Annotated in this window: 13 protein-coding genes, 1 pseudogene and 1 other annotated feature; of the genes and pseudogenes, 11 read left to right on the forward strand and 3 right to left on the reverse strand. The window is 41.9% G+C overall.

Annotation, left to right across the window (positions count from 1 at the left end):
- The first annotated feature begins 73 nt into the window (after nucleotides 1-73).
- Nucleotides 74-436: an arsenate reductase family protein gene (locus DTOX_RS09890; RefSeq protein WP_015757549.1), complete on the forward strand. Its 363-nt coding sequence runs from the start codon at nucleotides 74-76 to the stop codon at nucleotides 434-436.
- A gap of 95 nt (nucleotides 437-531) precedes the next feature.
- On the opposite strand, the gene DTOX_RS09895 is transcribed toward DTOX_RS09890, so the two are convergent.
- Nucleotides 532-1,155 (reverse strand): flavodoxin family protein, encoded by a 624-nt coding sequence (locus DTOX_RS09895; RefSeq protein ID WP_015757550.1) that lies wholly within the window; start codon nucleotides 1,153-1,155, stop codon nucleotides 532-534.
- A 263-nt stretch (nucleotides 1,156-1,418) separates the two neighbouring features.
- Nucleotides 1,419-1,682, forward strand: a binding site (T-box leader).
- 119 nt (nucleotides 1,683-1,801) lie between these two features.
- On the opposite strand from DTOX_RS09895, the pseudogene DTOX_RS09900 reads away from it, so the two are divergent.
- Together DTOX_RS09900 and DTOX_RS09905 are read left to right on the forward strand one after the other, a co-directional pair.
- Nucleotides 1,802-2,935 (forward strand): annotated as a pseudogene (locus DTOX_RS09900) (2-isopropylmalate synthase); the annotation flags it as partial.
- Between the two features lie 63 nt (nucleotides 2,936-2,998).
- A complete protein-coding gene (locus DTOX_RS09905; protein WP_015757552.1) occupies nucleotides 2,999-3,790 on the forward strand; it encodes a class I SAM-dependent methyltransferase in 792 nt (263 codons plus the stop codon).
- Between the two features lie 102 nt (nucleotides 3,791-3,892).
- On the opposite strand, the gene DTOX_RS09910 is transcribed toward DTOX_RS09905, so the two are convergent.
- Nucleotides 3,893-5,188 (reverse strand): glutamate-5-semialdehyde dehydrogenase, encoded by a 1,296-nt coding sequence (locus tag DTOX_RS09910; protein ID WP_015757553.1) that lies wholly within the window; start codon nucleotides 5,186-5,188, stop codon nucleotides 3,893-3,895.
- A gap of 275 nt (nucleotides 5,189-5,463) precedes the next feature.
- Between DTOX_RS09910 and DTOX_RS09915 the strand changes: the two genes are divergently transcribed.
- Together DTOX_RS09915 and DTOX_RS09920 are read left to right on the forward strand one after the other, a co-directional pair.
- Nucleotides 5,464-7,056 (forward strand): Ig-like domain-containing protein, encoded by a 1,593-nt coding sequence (locus DTOX_RS09915; RefSeq protein WP_162013534.1) that lies wholly within the window; start codon nucleotides 5,464-5,466, stop codon nucleotides 7,054-7,056.
- 58 nt (nucleotides 7,057-7,114) lie between these two features.
- Nucleotides 7,115-7,981 (forward strand): S-layer homology domain-containing protein, encoded by an 867-nt coding sequence (locus DTOX_RS09920; protein WP_015757555.1) that lies wholly within the window; start codon nucleotides 7,115-7,117, stop codon nucleotides 7,979-7,981.
- 73 nt (nucleotides 7,982-8,054) lie between these two features.
- Here the strand turns inward: DTOX_RS09920 and DTOX_RS09925 are convergent, their stop codons facing one another.
- Nucleotides 8,055-9,614, reverse strand: a complete 1,560-nt coding sequence (locus tag DTOX_RS09925) for a methyl-accepting chemotaxis protein (RefSeq protein ID WP_015757556.1) — start codon at nucleotides 9,612-9,614, stop codon at nucleotides 8,055-8,057.
- A 529-nt stretch (nucleotides 9,615-10,143) separates the two neighbouring features.
- Between DTOX_RS09925 and DTOX_RS09930 the strand changes: the two genes are divergently transcribed.
- The 6 genes from DTOX_RS09930 (at nucleotide 10,144) to DTOX_RS09955 (ending at nucleotide 19,021) form a co-directional block, all read left to right on the forward strand.
- A complete protein-coding gene (locus tag DTOX_RS09930) occupies nucleotides 10,144-11,700 on the forward strand; it encodes an IS5-like element ISDce1 family transposase (RefSeq protein WP_015757025.1) in 1,557 nt (518 codons plus the stop codon).
- 201 nt (nucleotides 11,701-11,901) lie between these two features.
- Nucleotides 11,902-12,402 (forward strand): PadR family transcriptional regulator, encoded by a 501-nt coding sequence (locus DTOX_RS09935; RefSeq protein ID WP_278184582.1) that lies wholly within the window; start codon nucleotides 11,902-11,904, stop codon nucleotides 12,400-12,402.
- A 48-nt stretch (nucleotides 12,403-12,450) separates the two neighbouring features.
- A complete protein-coding gene (locus DTOX_RS09940; RefSeq protein ID WP_015757559.1) occupies nucleotides 12,451-13,695 on the forward strand; it encodes an efflux RND transporter periplasmic adaptor subunit in 1,245 nt (414 codons plus the stop codon).
- 1 nt (nucleotide 13,696) lies between these two features.
- Nucleotides 13,697-16,813, forward strand: coding sequence for an efflux RND transporter permease subunit (locus tag DTOX_RS09945; protein ID WP_015757560.1), 3,117 nt, complete (start codon nucleotides 13,697-13,699; stop codon nucleotides 16,811-16,813).
- Between the two features lie 119 nt (nucleotides 16,814-16,932).
- Nucleotides 16,933-17,616, forward strand: coding sequence for a response regulator transcription factor (locus DTOX_RS09950; RefSeq protein WP_015757561.1), 684 nt, complete (start codon nucleotides 16,933-16,935; stop codon nucleotides 17,614-17,616).
- Nucleotides 17,600-19,021, forward strand: a complete 1,422-nt coding sequence (locus DTOX_RS09955; RefSeq protein ID WP_015757562.1) for a sensor histidine kinase — start codon at nucleotides 17,600-17,602, stop codon at nucleotides 19,019-19,021. Before DTOX_RS09950 ends, DTOX_RS09955 begins: the two co-directional genes overlap by 17 nt.
- Nucleotides 19,022-19,080: the final 59 nt, after the last annotated feature.

Raw genomic sequence — 19,080 nt, forward strand, 5'->3', positions numbered from 1 at the left:
ACCGGCTTGGCTCTACCAAATATTAAGACTAAGTGTTAAACTATAAAAAATAGACCCCAAGGAGGTTTTTTTAATGGCCTTAACCTTTTATTGTTATTCTAAATGAAGCACCTGTAAAAAAGCCAAGGCTTGGCTAAACGGTAAAGGTATTACATACCAGGAAAAGGATATTGTGGCATCTCCGCCCCAAGCGGAAGAGATTAAAGACCTGGTTGCGCTAAGCGGTAAAGAATTAAAGAAACTGCTCAATACCAGCGGCAAATCCTACCGTGAGCTGGGCAAAGAAGCAGTGGCAGCTATGACGGAAGAGCAGTTGCTGCAGGCTATGCAGGCAGACGGAAAACTAATTAAAAGACCTCTTCTTTCTGATGGCCAAAGATTGCTGATCGGGTTTAACGAAGCTAAATATGAGGAATTTTTAAAAACCATAGTATAAAGAATCAGTTCTTTTTAAATTGATGGAGGCTCAAACAGGCAAGGCCATAAATTATTTAAACAGGTGGTTTAATAAGTGAAATTAAAGGGCCTTGGCTATTTGAGCAGAGAATTTATTGCATTTACCATATTACGACCTAACTGGCGGCAATCTGACATAGTCAGTTCATCCTCTGACACGCTCCTGCGCCAGACAGTTTTTCCGTCTTTGATATCGGCAAAAAGTGTGCCATTTACACCGCCTGACATAATGGGCGCTGACTGGTTGCGGGAGTCTACAACATAAAGGCCCTGGACGGTAAGAAAGTGCTCCATGATGCGGAGAGCTGCTTCCTGGCCACCGTTGCGCAGGCCCGCTATAGTTACGGCTGCCCCGACCTTGCCGGCCAGCATATTTTTGCACATATGCAGCCAACGGGTGCGATCCATAAAGTTTTTCATAAGAGCGGTAACGTTAGCCCAGTAAACAGGTGATCCCAATACGATACCATCTGCCTGAAGCAATTTTTCACCGACAAGCGTGTTGTCGTCATCGGTAATAGAACATTGGGGTTTACCGAGGCACTTATTGCAGGAGACACAGAATTTAATATTATAATCAGTTAGTTCCAGTAATTCTGTTTCTGCACCGAGAGCTGCGGCTTCATCCAGTACAGCATGAAGCATAATAGCAGTATTCTTCCCTTTGCGGTGACTTCCGTTAATGCCGATAATTTTCATATTCCTTCTCTCCTTTTATAATAAATGCTTAATAATAGTTATAAAATTGACTTTCAGGGAATCTCAGCTTTAGATACAGGCTGTTTGAGATTACAGTGTTTTATTTGTATTTTTTTGTTCCTGTCGAGTTATAATTTATATCATAATGCTGCAGGTGTCAATTAAATTGCTGCTTAAAAATAATGCTGGTGAAAGCTTGTCTGTCTATTGACAGCTGAGGTTTATGCTGGTAAAATAACTACTAATATTTTAATAGCTAAACTAAAATGATGATGACAGGGAATAGTAGGTGACTAGTGCCGGGTTCAGAGATCTGCCGTTTGGTGTGAGGCAGACGAAGGCCAGCGCTGAACTCTCCTTGGAGTAGCCGACCAAAAGTAAAGGGGTGTACTTTGCGAGTAGGCTCGGACGGGGCTTCTACCGTTAAAAGGAAGGGGATATCGGATATTAATCCCGTATCTTACGAGGAGGACGGCTTCATGTCGTCAATTTGAGTGGTATCGCGAAGCTAACCCTTCGTCTCAAGAATGAGACGAAGGGTTTTTATATTTTTGTTGCATAAAGGGGGTGGTGCTCATGGAAGCAGACCTTAGCGGTCTTTGTAGATTACCGGAAAATTATATAATTTTAGAGGAGGAATTAAATAATGCGCAAGTTATTTGTTTTCGACACCACCTTAAGAGACGGTGAACAATCACTGGGGATTACCTTAAACGTTGATGAAAAATTAGAGATTGCCAGGCAGCTGGTGCGGTTAAAAGTAGATGTGATTGAGGCAGGGTTTCCTAACTCTTCTCCGGGAGATTTTATTTCAGTGCAGGCTATAGCCAGGGAAGTGAAAGGTGTTGTGATTTGCGGCCTGACCCGTGCTGTTAAGAGTGATATTGACAGATGTGCCGAAGCCCTGCGCTCTGCTGAATACCCGAGGATTCACACAGGTATCGGAGTATCCTCCGTACACATGGAGAAGAAATTGGGTTTTACACCGGAACAGGTAGTTGAAACAGCGGCAGCCGCAGTTAAACATGCCAAAAAATACGTGGCAGATGTAGAGTTTTTTGCGGAAGATGCTACCCGCGGAGACAGGGATTTTTTGGTTCAAGTCTTGGAGCAGGTGATTAAAGCAGGTGCAACTGTGGTTAATATACCTGACACCTTGGGTTATGCTACCCCTCAGGAGTATAGCCGGTTAATCTCCTATGTCATGAACCATGTGAAAAACATTGAAAATGTAGTGGTCAGCGTGCACTGTCATAATGACCTGGGTATGGCCACGGCAAATTCCCTGGCCGGTATAGAGGCAGGAGCAAACCAGGTTGAGGTTACAGTCAACGGAATTGGCGAGCGGGCCGGCAATACTTCTCTGGAAGAGGTGGTCATGGCAATCCATACAAGGCGCGATCATTACGGTATTAGAACAGATATAAATACCCAAGAAATATGGCCTGCCAGCAGGCTGGTAGCAAGAACTGCCGGTGTACCGGTGCCGGCTCATAAGCCTATTGTCGGCGAAAATGCTTTTATGCATGCTTCCGGTATTCACCAGGATGGCTTTTTAAAAGACAGGCAAACTTATGAAATAATTGACCCTTCAACAGTCGGCGCTTCCGCAAGTAAAATAAGTTTAACTGCCAGATCCGGGCGGCATGCCTTAAAACATATGCTGGAGACACTGGGTTACAGGATGGATCGTGAGGCGCTGGATAAGGTATACCACAGCTTCTTGCAAATAGCTGATATAAAGAAGGAAGTTATGGCTCAGGATCTGCACAGCATAATGCAGATGACTGTTTAAAAACTGAGTTAATAAGCATTTTTCACAGGTTATAAACGGGGTGAGAAAATGTTTAAGTGGAATGCAGGGGATTACAGCAGAAGCTCATCCGAACAAGAAAAATGGGCAACGGAATTAATTGCAAAACTTAAATTAAGGGGCGATGAAAGGATTTTGGATATTGGCTGCGGTGACGGTAAAGTCACAGCGGCCATAGCCCGACTACTCACAGAGGGCTCCGTCCTGGGCATAGACAGTTCTCCGGAAATGATTTTTTTCGCCTGTCAGACAAGAGGGTGTGATACAAATAAGAATCTCTCATTTCTGAAGATAGATGCCAGAGAGCTGGACTTTCAGCCTGAATTTGATGTTGTATTTTCTAATGCAGCTCTTCACTGGACAACGGAGCATTTGAAGGTTTTGCAAGGAATCAAAAAGTGTTTGCGGCCATTTGGAAAAGTATTGCTGCAAATGGGAGGCAGGGGTAATACTGAGGCCATGCTGACAGTTGTTTCAACAATTATGGGCAAGTCAAAATGGAGCGAGTATTTTACCAATTTCTCATTTAAATACGGTTTTTATGGCCCCGAAGAATATCTGGCCTGGCTGGAAATGGCCGGTCTTAATGCAATTAGAGTAGAGCTGATTCCCAAGGATATGGTACACGGGGGGGAAGAGGGTTTGGCGGCCTGGTTCAGGACTACCTGGCTTCCTTATATTCAGGCAGTACCGCAGCACTTGCAGGAAGAGTTTATATATGAAGCGGTAAAGACATATATAGGTAAATATCCGCTAGATACACAGGGCCGGGCTCATGTGCAAATGATGCGGCTGGAAGTTGAGGCGCAGAATATTCAATAGTATTTGAAGTAGTAAATTAACAGGGAAAGCTAATTTAGCTTTCCCTTTGTATATGCGTATTTATTGCGTGTCAGCCAGTTTTTTTAGAGCAATCCCTTGTTTTTATAGGTTGAAATTTTTGTGCAGCTTTTTATGAGTAAACCTCTTAACGCGATTGGCGTATTCCTCCACTGTCTGGCCGCTGCCAGCCAACAAGTATTTATATATTAATAAGCCTTCCAAGCCTACAGGTCCCCTTGCATGTATTTTATTGGTGCTGATGCCGACCTCAGCCCCCAGGCCGTAACGAAAACCGTCACTGAAACGTGTTGAACAGTTCCAGAAAACACTTCCTGAATCTACCAGGCTCATAAATGCAGCCACAGCATTTTTGTTTTCGGTAATGATTGCATCGGTATGTCCCGAACCATAGGTGTTGATGTGCTCAACTGCTTCGTCCAGCTGCTCCACTATTCTAATAGATAGCTTATAGTCCAAGTACTCAGTCTTCCAGTCTTCCTCTGAGGCGGGAGTTATATCAATGACGGACAGAGTCTTTGAGCAACCGACAAGTTCTACATGTTTTTCCTCCAATGCTTCTTTGACCAGAGGCAGGAATTGCGGGGCTATTTCCTTATCAACGAGCAGAGTTTCGGTTGTATTGCAGGCTGCCGCATACTGGGTTTTGGAATCAACAACCACCTTGACAGCCAGATCTAAATCGGCATTTTTATGCACGTAGCAGTGACAGATACCGTCAGCATGGCCCAGCACAGCTATTCTGGAGTTGTCCATAATGTATCTGACAAAATCGTTAGACCCGCGGGGAATAATAAGATCTATATATTGATCTAGCTTAAGCATATCGTTGACATCAGTCCTGGTTTCCAGTAACTGCAACCAACCTGGCGGAAGACCGGCTTTTTCCGCTGCTTCTACTATAATCTCAGCTAGAGTTTTGTTGGTTTCTCTGGCTTCGCTGCCACCTTTTAGCAGCACACTGTTACCGCTTTTTAAACATAAAGTGGAAATCTGCACCAGGGCATCCGGGCGTGATTCGAAAATAACACCTATTACGCCAATTGGGCAGCTGACCTTGTAGAGTTCCAGGCCTCCGTCCATTTCAGTGGAGTCTAAAGTTTGGCCGACAGGATCGGGTAAATTGATCAGGCTTTGTATCCCCTCAATCACGTCCTGAATTTTGCTTTCATCAAATCTTAGTCTTTTTAGAAGAGGTAATGCCAGGCCTTCTTTTTCACTTCTTTCCAGATCGGCTTTATTGGCCACAATTATTTTGTCCTTACAATTGCCCAGGTTTATTGCTATTTCTTGAAGGGCCTTGTTCTTTAATTCAGTTTCCGCTGCAGCCAACTTAATGGAAGCTTTTTTTGCGGCAGCCGCTATCTCTTTAATTCTCATTTTTTCAACTCCTAAAATAATAACTGTTATGTTCAAAGCTATCAGAGGGTTGTTGATTTGTCAATAATATTATGGTACAGATACTATCGAAGAAAAAGCTAAAAGAAGAATTATTGAGCAATTCTGTCTACAGCAGCCTAAAAAGTTTTGAAGAAATTTATATACGACCTCGGATTTTATGGAGGTTGTTTCGTATTTATCTAATAGAAAACTATAAAGGAGGTTGATTGGCAAGACTGTTTGTTATCGAATTATTCATTATGGAGGGGGAAAATATGTTTAAGAGAGGTTTGACCTTATTTTTAGCCATGTCAGTTTTATTATTGAGTACTTCCACAGCAGCGATGGCGAAAAATAATGGTAAAAGTAATGGCAACAATAAATTTAATAATGTAGTTAATTATAGTTTTAATGTAACAAAGCAAAATGCAAATAAAATTAAATTTAAGGACGTAGTTAATCACTGGGCAATACCCCAGATCAGTGCGATGAATATGCAGGGTATAATCAGTGGTTATCCGGATGCAAATTTCCAGCCTGAAAAATCGGTAACCAAATACGAAGCATTAACGATGATTTGTAGGGCCCTGGGCATGAATCAAGATTATAGCGCTGATAACAAATGGTCCGGTGTTCCTGATTGGGCACGGGAGAGTATTGATTTTGCCGTGGAAAAAAATATTATTTCCGAAAAGGAAGCTAAAAATTTTGCCGGCAACACTCCGGCCAAAAGGTATGAAGTCGCAATATGGGTAGCACGGGCCGCCAATCTTGATTCCTACAATAATATTAACTTTGTTGACATGAATGATATTCCTGTTTATGCCAGATCATACATAGGCTCTATGTACAGATGCGGCTACATGGTAGGTTATCCGGGAAATATGTTTCAACCCAACAAGCCTATTAAGAGGGCGGAAATAGCTGTCATATTGTTTAATCTTTTGTCGGATTATAATCAAACCTCCCACTACAAAGTAGTAAAGGGGACAATTACCGATATAGACGATGACAGTGTTACTATCAATAATAAAACCTATGAGATAACTGATGATACAGAAATTTATCTAAATAAAGAAAGCGCCGACTGGGATGATATTTCAGAAGGAGATAAAGCAGTTATTTATTTAAGCAGCAGTTCTGAAATTAATTATCTTTACGCTTATGATGACGATGAAGATACAGACGAAGATGAGTTAACAGTAGAAAGTTATACTCCGGCTAAGAACAAGCAAAATGTTGACAGAGATATTGAGCAATTGGTTGTAAAGTTTAACCAGGATATTGAAGCTGAAGAAGATTATGAAGCCGTATTAGACGCTATTGCCATTACAGCAACTGATGACAATGAAAATGTTGATGTAACACGCAGTATTGATGTGGAATCTGTAGAAATTAAAAATGATACTCTCTACATTAACTTAGAAGACGCATTTGATTATGATGAAAATTGCTCAGTGACTATTGACAGTGGAGTCATTCAGGCAGAGGATTCCAATGATACTAATGATAAAATTGCCTGGTCCTTTGATATAGAAAGTGAAGATGAATTGAAAGTTGAAAGCTTAAGCCCTGCTGACGGTGCTGACAATGTGGATCAAGATACCGACGAGTTAGTGGTAAGATTCAATAATGATATTGAAGCAAAAAACAGTTTAAGTGATATACGTCATGCTATTACTGTCAGTGACAATATTGATGTCGAATCTGTAGAAATAGATGATAATGAACTTATTATAAAACTGGATGATGAACTTGATTATAATGAGGATTATACTGTTACTATTAATAGCGGTGTAATTGAAGCTGAATATTCCAGTTATACTAATGACGAGATTAAGTGGTCCTTCACCACAGAAGATGACTAATAATAAGCAGTTAGTTTGTTTATCGGGCAACCGGTAAGATAAGGAGGAGCAAGACCGGATGAAAAACGGGTTGATTACATTAGCAGTATTTATATGCCTGGTATTCAGCCTAAGTGGCGGTGTTTCGGCAGCAACAATTACTGATGTCAAAGGACACTGGGCAGAAGCTTCTATTAATAAATGGATATCTGCCGGTTATGTATCAGGTTACCCGGAGGGCTTGTTTAAACCGAATCAAAAAATAAGCAGAGCGGAATTCGTTACTCTGGTCAATAAGGCCTTTAAAAAGCAAAATCCGAACAGCCAGTGCAAGTTTTCTGATGTAAAGCAAACAGACTGGTTCTACCCAGGTGTGCTTGCCGGTGTTGCCGGTGGTTATATATCCGGCTATGAGGGAGGCACGTTTAAACCCGGCAAATTTATTAGTCGCCAGGAGGCTGCGGTTATAATTACAAGACTTCTTCAACTTAACAACGGCAGCAATATGAATTTTAAGGATGCGAACAGCATTCCCGGTTGGTCGGCAAGCGGAATTAAGGCTGTGGTTGCCAATAACATAATGAAAGGCTATTCCGACGGCACCTTCAAAGCCGCACAGTCAATCACCAGGGCAGAGGCGGTAACAGCTCTGGACAGAGCATATGTTTCTTTCATGGCCTTTCAAGGAGTCAAAGGGTCAGTTAAAATGAACAATTGTCCTGTGGAAGGTGCTCTGGTTAAGCTCTTTGCACGGAATAATCCCAGTGTGCTGAAAGATGTTAGTACAACCGACAGTAATGGCATGTATAAGATAGCAGCCCAGCCCGGTTCGTACAATCTTGAGGTTAATAAGGACGGCAGCTTAGGCTATGCCTATAATATCAGTATAGGCAAGGGTATTGCGACTTTACAGGATTTTTCACTGGTTAAGGTTTCTATAAATTAATTTACAGTTAAAAATTAACCCATTTTGCGCAGCAATAATATTGTTGCGCATTTTTGTTGCCCAGGAAATGGTATTAAAGTTTGAATCTCTGCAGTTCTTTATACATTTGTGCAGCATAATCATTCATTTCCGCAGCTGAACATGAGATGTGCTCTATCGCAGCAGTTTGTTCCTCCGTAGTAGCTGCCACATTTTGTACGGCATCCGCTACCTGAGTTGAAGCCTGAGCTATTTCTTGAGCCTTTTGGCTAAGATTTTGAATATAACCGGTTATGGCCACCAGTGATTGACTTACCTCTCGGATTACCCTGTCTCCCCGGGTTACCTCTTCCTTACTGACTTCCATATTCTTTACAGCTTGGTTTGATTGCGCCTGTACGGCAGTGATGATTTGTCTGGTTTCACTGGCTGATTTGGCAGAACCCTCGGCAAGTTTTCTAACTTCATCGGCAACCACAGCAAAACCTTTGCCGGCTTCACCAGCCCGTGCCGCCTCTATGGCAGCGTTAAGGGCCAAGAGGTTAGTTTGTTCGGCAATATTGTTAATAGTATCCACAAACTGTCCGATATTCCCTATAGCTTGATTCAGTGAATTCAAGGAATCAGACACGTGACCTACTGAACATTCAATATCATGCATGCTTGATACTATTCTCTCTATATTTTCTTGTCCTTGTTGGGCCTGGCGGCTGGCTTCTTCAGCCTGGCCAGACACCTCTTTAATATTTTGTGCCATGGAGTCTACGGTTGCTGAGATCTCACTGACAGTGGAGGCATTTTCTACAGTAGCAGAAGAAGTTTGAGCTGCCTGGGAGGCCAGTGTGTTAGCCGTATCAGTTGCTTTATTACATATAACAGTGGTTTGGCCGGTTATATCTTTTAGGTTATGAGTAATTTTATTAAAAGCTTGAGCCAGTTTACCGAATTCATCTTTTGAATTATATGTGATTTCTTGTGAAAAATCGCCATTTGATATGATTTCCGAAAACTCTATGAAATGTTGTATAGGCTTGACAAAAATTCTCCTTAACAGGTAGTTTGAAAGCAAAATACTCAATACTAAACCGATAATACCGAAAAGTATAATTTCAAAAGTTAATTTTTTGAGTGTCTGGTCATAGAGATTGTTAGGAACGCCTACATAAAGCATTCCAATAACTTTGCCCTGACTGTCAGTTATTGGTTCATACGCGGTTTGATTCCATTCGCCAACCACCTGTGCTTTGCCCGTATAGGTTTGTCCCCGTGTAATAACTGTTTGTATTACCTCAGCAGCAGCCCGCGTTCCGATAGCCCGCTTTCCGTCAGCAGATTTAACATTAGTGGATACCCGCCTGTCGCCTTGAAAAATTGTGGCAGTGTCACCGGTAATTGAACCGATTTTATCGACTATTTCATAGTTGTCATTGATTTTAACATCACCCTTGTAGAGCATCCCCTCGCGTACAGACCATTGACCGGGATAGGTCTGCTCGATGAGATTTCTACTCATACCTAAATCCGATTTTAATTTTATTTGAGAAGATTCAATTAACCTGGAGTGAATTGAGTTTATTGAGAAGATACCCACAACAGCTAGGAGAAGAATTAAGAAAAAGGTGTTAAGCAGAGAGAGTTTGAGACGTATTGACATGCGATAATTACCTCCTTGTCGTTATGATTCCTACCGGATTTTAAGGGTCTATAAATATTTAGTATTAAATATAACGCTGCACCGTTAAGTAAATAGAATATGCGCATTAATTTAATCTAAATATGTGTTAGCAAACCTTTTCCAACATGTATTATTCATTAGATAAATCATATAAACATGTTGATTTTAACAATATTTCTGTTTTAAATTTAAAAATCCTGCAAATATATGGACTTGAGAAAATAATTTAATCCAAAGCAATTATTTATTGACAGGTAAATAAATACCAGGTATATTGATCATGGCAATATTAACATTGTGAATATAACTATAATGAATGGAGGTGCTTGACTTAAAAGGTCAGGATGTCATTCTAGGAGACTGTTTCAAAAATCAATCTCCCTAATATAATGTATAGATATTGCAAAGCAGGCTTTAACCTAATTAATAAGATCCAAAGAAAGTCCCCAAAAATACGAGTAAATATGGTATAATTAAAATAAATAACCATATGCGGGGGTATTTAGCCATGATGGGTAAACTAACAAATCAAATTAACTTTTCTGATACAGATGAATGGTATAAACGAATACCCCAAAATTCATTTTGGCATAAAGTGCGTCAATGGGCAGAAGAAAATCTGTCAGATGATGACTTTGCCCATCTATATTCCAGTAATAGGGGACGCCCGTCATTACCCCCGGTGTTTATGCTGAAATCCATACTGATACAGCTTGAAAAACAATACTCCGATCGTGTTATGGAAGAATCAGCAATGTTCGATGACCGCGTAAAATATGCACTTTGCCTTAGCCGTACCCCCCAGATAAAACTTGACCATGCCACATTATGCAGATATCGCAAAATATTCTTAGAAGACGAGCAGGGAAAGAAAATATTAAAGAAAACAATAGAAAATGCAGCAGAAGCAGGGCTATTCGAAGAAGCTAATAAAGATGCTGTCGACTCATTTATGATTCATGGAGCGGCAGCCCGTCAAAGTACCTTTACCATGATCCGGAAAGCCACAGCCCGGGTATTACGCCAGGCTGACGTTGAGGGCTTTATTGAAGATATAAGACAAAAACTCAATCGTGATGATTACCTTAACAATAAAAAACCCACTATAGACTGGGATAACATAGAAGCTCGCAATAAATTACTCACAGAAATGGTCCTTGACGCCAGAACAATAGCCTTATGGGCAAAAGAGAACAAAGCCAAAATCAGTGAAGAACTAAACCAATGCATAGAACTTTTGCAAATAGTAGCAGAGCAGGACATTGAAGAAAAAGATGGAAATATAGCCATCCGTCAGGGTGTAGCTAAAGACAGAATCATATCAGTAGAAGATCCGCAAATGCGTCATGGACGCAAAACAACGAGCAGTAAAACAGATGGTTACAAGGGACACATCATGTCCGGCGGTATAGAAAACAAGATAATAACAGCTGCAGAAATAACTGCTGCTAACGTTCCGGACAGTGAACCTGTACCTGACTTAATCAAGCAGCGTCAAGAAAATACAGGAAGTAAACCTGATTCCCTTAGCGGTGATACCGCATATGGTGGTGCTGAAACCAGAAAACACATTAAAAAAGAAAAAATCAAACTAATCGCCAAAGTACCTCCGTCAACCAATGTAAATGGATGTTTTAATAAAGACAAATTCATCATTGATCTGGATAACAAATTTATAGAATGCCCTGCCGGAGTTCGACTTGAAATAGATAAGGAACTGGGAGAAAAGGAAATATGCTGTAAATTCCCAAAAGAACAGTGTCAAAATTGCGATCTAAGAAATCAATGCACCAAAAGTAAAGATGGCAGAACAGTAAGAATACATCCGCATGAAGCATTATTGCAAAAGGCACGTAAACAACAACAAACAGCAGAGTTTAAAGAGGAGTATCGTTTCCGTAGTCGGATTGAGAGAATAATTTATTGTGTTACTAAAAATGGAGCCCGAAAGGGTAAATATAATGGACTTGAAAAAAATAGATTTAAGTTGCAACTCCATACGGCTTTACATAATATCAAAACAATACTTTCTTTAGCTAAAAAAAATCCTGCGATAGTTGTATAGGGATAAGTGTGTCTATTCGTTAGGAATTATATGGAAAATGGTGTTGTGTATGCTTCATTATGCTGTTTAATTAAATTGTTTGATGCTCTTTTGATAGAAACAATCACCAAATACTGTGGTTTTATCTATTAATTCCAGTTGTGTAGTTGAAATTATTAAGGTAAATCAAAAAAAGAGTATTTTTGAAACGGTCTCCTAGGTGTGCTGCTGGAAAAACCAATGTCCGGCTACGATATAAAACAATATATAGAAATCCATTTCCCATTTTTTTTTGTTGCCTCCTATGGGACAATATATCCTACATTAAACAAAATGGAGAAAGAGGGATACATAACTAAGCAATTGCAAATCCAGGAAGGCAAGCCAAATAAAAATGTTTACTCTATTACTGAAAAAGGAAAAGAAGCATTCCGTGCTTATCTGGATAGTCCTGTGGAGCCTTTATCCATACGTTTTGATTTTATTATGCGCATGCACTTTGGACATCACGCCGAAATGGATAAAATTATCTTATGGATAGAAGAGGAAATCCGGCGAACCAAGCTTGCCATTGCTCATATTGAAGAAGTTAACCGGTTGGAAGAAAAGCGGATGACACCAACCAAGAAAATTTGCTATCGTGTAGGCATCAATCATTATACAAATTATTTAGCAACCATGGAGGAAGCCTTGCAGGAGTTAAAAGCCAGCTTAATTGATTAGTTGGCAACTTGCTAAACATAATTTTTCTCAAAAGCTGAGGTGATACATATGGGCAGGTATATAAAACAAATAGCTGCAGCGGTAATTGTTATACTGCTGGTAACTATAATTGCATCTGCCTGCAACAAAAACAAATCTACAACAAAAGATTCAGCCGTTACGGAAAAAACCGTGGAAATAATGAAATTGGCCACGACAAAGCAGCAAATCAACAGTGAATTGTCCGGCAACCTTATGCCCTTAGAAGAGGTAACCGCCTCTTTTGAAACAGGCGGACGGATTACCTCTCTGCCTCTAAAAGAAGGTGAATATGTTCAGGCCGGCAGTGTGATAGCCCAAATTGACGATGAGGATTATATGCTTCAAGTAGAAAATGCTAAAGCCGCGTCAAGCCAGGCCAGAGCCGGTTTGGAGCAGGTGGAAAACGGTGCGACTGAACATGAAAAAATACAAGCTCAGGCCATGCTGGATAAAGCCAGGACCAGTTATGACAAAGCCAAGGCAGATTACGACCGGGCCAACTCATTGCACCAGGCCAGTGCAATTTCACAGAGTGATTACGAGAAAGCTCAAACCGTTATGATTGCAGCGCAAAAAGATCTGGAAAACGCTGAGCAAGCTCATGCAACTGTTATCGAAGGCCCGCGCAGTGAAATAAAGGCGCAAACCCGCGCTGCTTACCAGCAATCAGTGGTCGGACAGGAAAAAGCCAGTCTTTTGCTGGAAAAAACCCGTCTTAAAGCGCCTATCAGCGGTACAATTATCAGCAAGCTCAGTACTCTGGGACAGCTGATCAGCGCCGGAACCCCTGTCTATAAAATAGGCGCAATCGATAAACTTAAAGTAGTATTGCCTGTTTCTGATCGTGAAATTTCACAGTGGCAGGTAGGAAAACTTGTAACACTTAATCTTTATGGACAGAAACGCGAAGGTACGGTTAAATATATATATCCGGCTACCGAACAGAACACGGGAACAATCGGTACAGAAGTGTGGGTGGAAAACCCCGATCATAACTGGTTTGCCGGGCAGGTAGTAAAAGCAACCAGTACGCTGAAAGAAAAAGAAGCTGTCTGGGCCCCCATTGACGCTGTGGTCAGTGCCGGTACCGGCAAACCCTATGTTTTCCTTTATCAAAATAAGAAAGCGGTTAAAAGAACTGTAACTGTTGGCGAGTTAGTTAACGATCATTTAGAGATTACTTCCGGTGTTAAGGCAGGAGACGTAATTATAGCGAGCGGGGCAGATCGTTTGTTTGACGGAGATCCTGTTACCCCCTTAGGAGGGGAGTAGTTTGCTGGAGAGCCTGATCAGGAAAAGGAAGATAACTATTCTTTTCTTTGTAATGATTACTTCATTGGGTTTTATTAGTTTTTTTCAACTGGCCAAGCAGGAATCACCTGATATTATAGTCAAAACCGCTTTAGTTACCACTGTCTATCCCGGCGCTCGTCCAGAGAAGGTTGAACAAACGGTAACCCGTAAAATTGAAGAACAGATCAAAGAAATGGAAGACCTGAAATCTATAACATCAACTTCCAGCCTGGGTGTTTCCCAGATTATTATTCAAGCCAAAGATGACGTAAAGGATCCTAAAGCGATTTGGGATGAACTGAGAAAAAAGGTCAAGGATGCAGAAAAAGATCTGCCGGAGGACGCCAAGCAGCCGATTATTAATGATAATTTAAACAGAACCTTTGTCCAAACCATAAACCTGACAGCACCTGACAGGGAGCATCTTTACTCCATGAGGGAAATGATAAAAAACTGGAAGGATCAGCTGCGCACTCTGCCTAATGTATCTAATGTCACTGTTACCGGCCTGCCGGAGGAAGAGGTCAGGGTGATTGTGGACAGTCAGAAATTGCAGAACTACGGTCTTTCCTGGCCAACTGTTTTAAACGCTGTAAAGATGTATAATGATAAAAACCCATTGGGTACTGTTGAAGGTGAAAAACGCACTTATGAGTTAACTCTAAATGAAGTAAAGAATGTTGATGAGTTTAAAAATGTACTGGTATCCCGCACTTCCGGCAATATTCCTGTTTATTTAAAGGATGTTGCCAGAGTGGATTTGACTACCAAAAGAGTTGCTGAATATGTATTCCAAAACGGCAAACCTGCCATCAGTGTCAGCATCAGTGCTGAGACGGGCAGTGATGTGCCTTCCCTGCAGAAAAGTATCAGCAAAATGATGAGCAGGCTGGTTAAGGGTATACCTTCCTGGTCAACAGCGGAAGTTATCTTCACACAAAATGACCGGGTAGACGAGCTATTTTCAGATTTAGCCAGGGAGACTTTTTTCGCTGTTATATCTGTTATCTTTGTTTGCACACTGGGTCTTAACTTAACCACTTCATTTGTGGTTATGATGGCTATCCCTATATCCATAGCACTGGGAATCATTCCCTTGAACGCACTGGGTATATCTTTAAATCAGATATCCATTGTAGCACTGGTTATAGTGCTGGGCATTCTTGTGGATGATGCCGTTGTAGTCAACGATAATATTGAACGGCGCTTGAGTGTTTTGCGCGAATCACCCGAGGATGCTGCTATCAAGGGCAGTAAAGAGGTTTCTGTGTCCATCCTGACAGCCACATTGTCCACTATTTGCGCCTTTGGCCCGCTGGCTTTTTTACAGGGTGATGTAGGTTCCTTTATCAGGCCGATTCCTGTAATTATCAGCCTGACCATGTTGGCTTCCATGGCCATGTCACTGACTATCATTCCTATTTTTCGCCAGTGGCATGAGACTAAAAGAATTAAGACCGGCTTACTCTCTGATAAGGCTAATTCTGAGGCAGCCGATTTAGCCGCCGAATACAGGAAACCGGCCGGTTTGCTTGGCAAGCAGCTGCAGAGCGTAACTTCTTTTTATGCCGGGAAATTAATGCCCAGGATGTTAAAAAAACCGTTAAAAACAGGTATGATCGGTGTGCTTATAGGCACGTTAGCTTACGGTTTGATTCCTTTCACGCCGGTGCAGCTTTTCCCCAATGCCAATCGCGCGGAGATGTTAATCAATGTTCGTTTGCCTGTTGGCAGCAGCATTAATAACACGGCGAATCTAGTACAAGATTTAAGCCTCTGGTTAAAAGGACAAGCAACTGTAAAAATGGTCAGCGCTTATGCCGGTGTTATGGCCCCCAAAATGTTTGGCGGCGATACCGGAAGCGGCAGTGGTGATAATATTGCCCAGCTTGTAGTCACACTGGATAAGAATAAATTGAGTACAGAAGACGCTGTTAAGAAGTGGGAAAAAGAACTGCAAAATCGCTACCCCAACGCCAGTGTAATACCTAAAGAGTTGCAAGCCGGTCCACCGGTGGGCAACCCGGTGGCAGTACGAATTTACGGGGATGATTTGGAGAAACTGCGCAACCTTTCGAAACAGATGCAGGATGTAACTAAGAGTGTTCGAGGAACCACGGATATCCAGGATTCTTTTGGTATAGATCGCTATGCTGTAAGCTTTGATCTGAATAAGGAAAACATGGATGCAAAAATGGTTAACCCAAATGATATCTCCCGGACTATACGTTTAGTCAGTGAGGGTATCTCCAACAGCCAGTTTGACAACGGCAGGGATTTGATAGATATTACTTTATTTAGTGATACTCAGGGAGTAGATTCACTGGCTGCTATTCAGCGCCTGACAGTGCCCAACGCACTGGGGGAACAAGTTCCATTATACCAGCTGGCTGAAATTCATCCTTCCTTTTCAATGCCGTCTATAAGCCACCGAAACCTGTCTCGTGTGGTGACAGTGACAGCTGACGTGAAAGGCCGCACCGCCACAGATGTCATAAAAGAGCTTACCCCGCTTTTAAATAAGGTTAAGCTGCCGGAAGGCTATCAGTATGAGATTGCCGGAGAGACTTCGGAGCAATCGGATATATTTATTGATATGGGCAAGCTCTCCGTAATTGTATTTTTCTTAATCATAATCTTAATTACTTTACAGTTTTATTCTTTATCCATACCGTTTTTGGTCATGAGTACCATATTCCTGGCTTTTGCCGGAAGCTTAATCGGTTTATTTATTACCAGAACTCCGCTCGGCTTCATGACCATGATGGGTGTAATAAGTTTGACAGGAATTGTAGTACGTAACGGTATCATACTGGTGGAATTTATTGAAAATGCCAGGCATGAAGGAATGGAACTGGTGGAAGCCGTTATTTCCGCCGGTGAATCCCGCTTGCGTCCGATTCTTTTAACTTCCGCTACTGCTATAGCCGGTTTAATGCCGCTGGCTGTTGCAGGTGATGTGCTTTTCAGACCGCTGGCTGTAACAATAATGTCAGGATTATTTTTTTCCACCATGCTTACGCTGATTATTGTGCCTTCTTTTTATACCGTTCTTGCTCAAATCAAAATAAGAAGAGCACAGAAAGCTTTAGTCTGACATTTTTCCGACACAAAAAAGTGTTAAAATATAGTGATAAGAAATTGGTTTTAAAAAATTTAAAAGCCCCGGTTATAGCCGGGGTTTTTGGTGTTAAATATTAGCGTCAGGGGGTAGCTATGCAGACACTGATGGTAGTGGAGGATGAGACTCCAATAGCTCTTGTACTCAGGGCATATCTGGAAAAGGCCGGCTTTAGTACATACATAGCTGCAGATGGGGAGGAAGCCCTGCTTAAGTTTTCAGAAATCAATCCTTCATTGCTGCTGCTGGATTTAATGTTGCCGGGACAGGACGGGCTAAGTGTGTTGGAGAAGATTCGCAAAACCAGTACCTGTCCGGTTATTGTAATTACTGCCAGGGGGGCTGTTAAAGATCGCCTGCAGGGCTTTCACTTGGGAGCTGATGATTACATCGCAAAACCCTTTGACCCTGATGAAGTGGTGGCCCGGGTGAAAGCCGTGCTGCGAAGGCCGGCGCGAATTGTAGAGGCCGATCTGGTCCAATTCGGCCATTTGACTGTAGACTTTACATCTTGCAATGCGGTGTTAAAAGGGAGAAATATCAGCTTAGCCAGAAGGGACTGGGACTTGTTGTCCTTTCTGGTGCGCCATCCCAACCAGGTTTTCAGCCGAACCCAGCTTCTGGATTATGTCTGGGGTATTGATTATGACGGGGGAGATCGCGCTGTAGACGTGGCGGTTAAAAGGTTGCGGCAGGCATTGAAGGATTGGCCGTCGTCTGAAGGGGAGATAGCTACCGTGAGAGGAACGGGGTATATGTTAAGTGTTAAACAGAAGTAGCAAGAAAGATATAAAAACCGTACCCTTATTAACCTATTGGACACGCTTTTATTTTCTGGTGCTGATGTCCTGCCTGTTGCTGCTGGCTGTCATTGCCGTTATCTGGATCAGGCTGACTGTCTATGATAATCGTTACCAGATTTTAGAAGTAAGGGCTGAAAAGCTGGCTGAAATTTATGAAGATACTGCCGGACAAAACTTGTTGCCCAGAAATATGAACCGCACAAGAGAAATACGTTCGGAACTGTTCCTGGTGCAGATAGTGGATCGCGCCGGAAATATTCAAACCATCAGGAAAGATAAAGCCAGCAACAAAAATGCGGCAGCGATAAACAATCTGTCTAAACTGAATGGTCAAATATTGGCCGGGCAAAAGATTCGTGAGCAATTTAAAATTGGCAATCTCACCTGGCTGCGAGTAGGTGTGCCTTTATATCAAAAAGGAATAATCACCGGTGCTTTATATATAAGTATTCCGGCGAGCGGTTTGCTGGCAGATTTACACTTTATGCATATTTCCATATTTTTAATTATTGCTATTATCGTGCTGGCGGGCTGGCTGGTATTGTATTTTCTATCTCGAAAGCTTACCCGTCCTCTGCTGGCAATTGCCGGGGCTGCGCAGGCAATTGCCTCCGGTCATTATGAACCTCGTCTGCCTCAAAATCTGAAGGAGCGTGAACTGCAGCAGCTTGTGACGTCTTTTAGTGATATGGCCTTTCAATTAAAGCAGCTGGAGCGCATGAGAGCGGATCTCCTGGCAGGTGTATCACATGAACTGCGTACGCCTGTTACCTCTATCCGGGGGATGATTCAGGCGGTGCATGGTAAAGTTGTGACTGGACCGGAAGCAGACGAGTTTTTGTATATTTCGTTAAATGAATCAATTAGATTGCAGCAAATGGTTGAGGATTTACTGGATTTTTCTACATTTGAAGCAGGTGCGGAACCTATTGAAAAAGAATACTTTAATTTATTAGGCTTATTAGATGAAGTTATATGCCAGGTCAGTATTTTAGCAGGTTATGAGCAGATTAGCTTTGACAGGAAAGGTTTGGACCAGGAAGTATGGATGACAGGTGACAGGGGCCGCCTGCGGCAGGTTTTTCTGAATTTATTTAGCAACAGCCAGAAAGCTTCTGCTACAGTAATTAAAATCGTGCTGCGGGTAGGTGAGGACAACATCGAGATAGATGTCGAGGACAACGGAAAAGGGATTGAAGAAGCAGACAGGGAGTATATATTCGAAAGGTTTTACCGTGGACAAGGTAAAAAAATGAAGCCACGGGGGTTGGGATTGGGTTTAACGGTCAGCAGGATGTTGTCACGGGCCCACGGAGGGGATCTGTTTTTATTGAGAACCTCGTCGGAGGGCAGTGTCTTTTGTTTAACTCTGCCACTATAGATACATTATCGATTTAAGCAACACATAATCTTTAGCGTCCAATTATAAAGGAGTAATAA

The organism is Desulfofarcimen acetoxidans DSM 771 (genome assembly GCF_000024205.1).
Classification (GTDB): Bacteria; Bacillota; Desulfotomaculia; order Desulfotomaculales; family Desulfofarciminaceae; genus Desulfofarcimen; species Desulfofarcimen acetoxidans.

Coding starts and splice junctions, on each gene's coding strand:
- DTOX_RS09895 (WP_015757550.1), bottom strand. CDS start 1,155: ATGAAAATTATCGGCATTAACGGAAGTCACCGCAAAGGGAAGAATACT.
- DTOX_RS09950 (WP_015757561.1), top strand. CDS start 16,933: ATGCAGACACTGATGGTAGTGGAGGATGAGACTCCAATAGCTCTTGTA.
- DTOX_RS09910 (WP_015757553.1), bottom strand. CDS start 5,188: ATGAGAATTAAAGAGATAGCGGCTGCCGCAAAAAAAGCTTCCATTAAG.
- DTOX_RS09905 (WP_015757552.1), top strand. CDS start 2,999: ATGTTTAAGTGGAATGCAGGGGATTACAGCAGAAGCTCATCCGAACAA.
- DTOX_RS09920 (WP_015757555.1), top strand. CDS start 7,115: ATGAAAAACGGGTTGATTACATTAGCAGTATTTATATGCCTGGTATTC.
- DTOX_RS09930 (WP_015757025.1), top strand. CDS start 10,144: ATGATGGGTAAACTAACAAATCAAATTAACTTTTCTGATACAGATGAA.
- DTOX_RS09940 (WP_015757559.1), top strand. CDS start 12,451: ATGGGCAGGTATATAAAACAAATAGCTGCAGCGGTAATTGTTATACTG.
- DTOX_RS09925 (WP_015757556.1), bottom strand. CDS start 9,614: ATGTCAATACGTCTCAAACTCTCTCTGCTTAACACCTTTTTCTTAATT.
- DTOX_RS09915 (WP_162013534.1), top strand. CDS start 5,464: ATGTTTAAGAGAGGTTTGACCTTATTTTTAGCCATGTCAGTTTTATTA.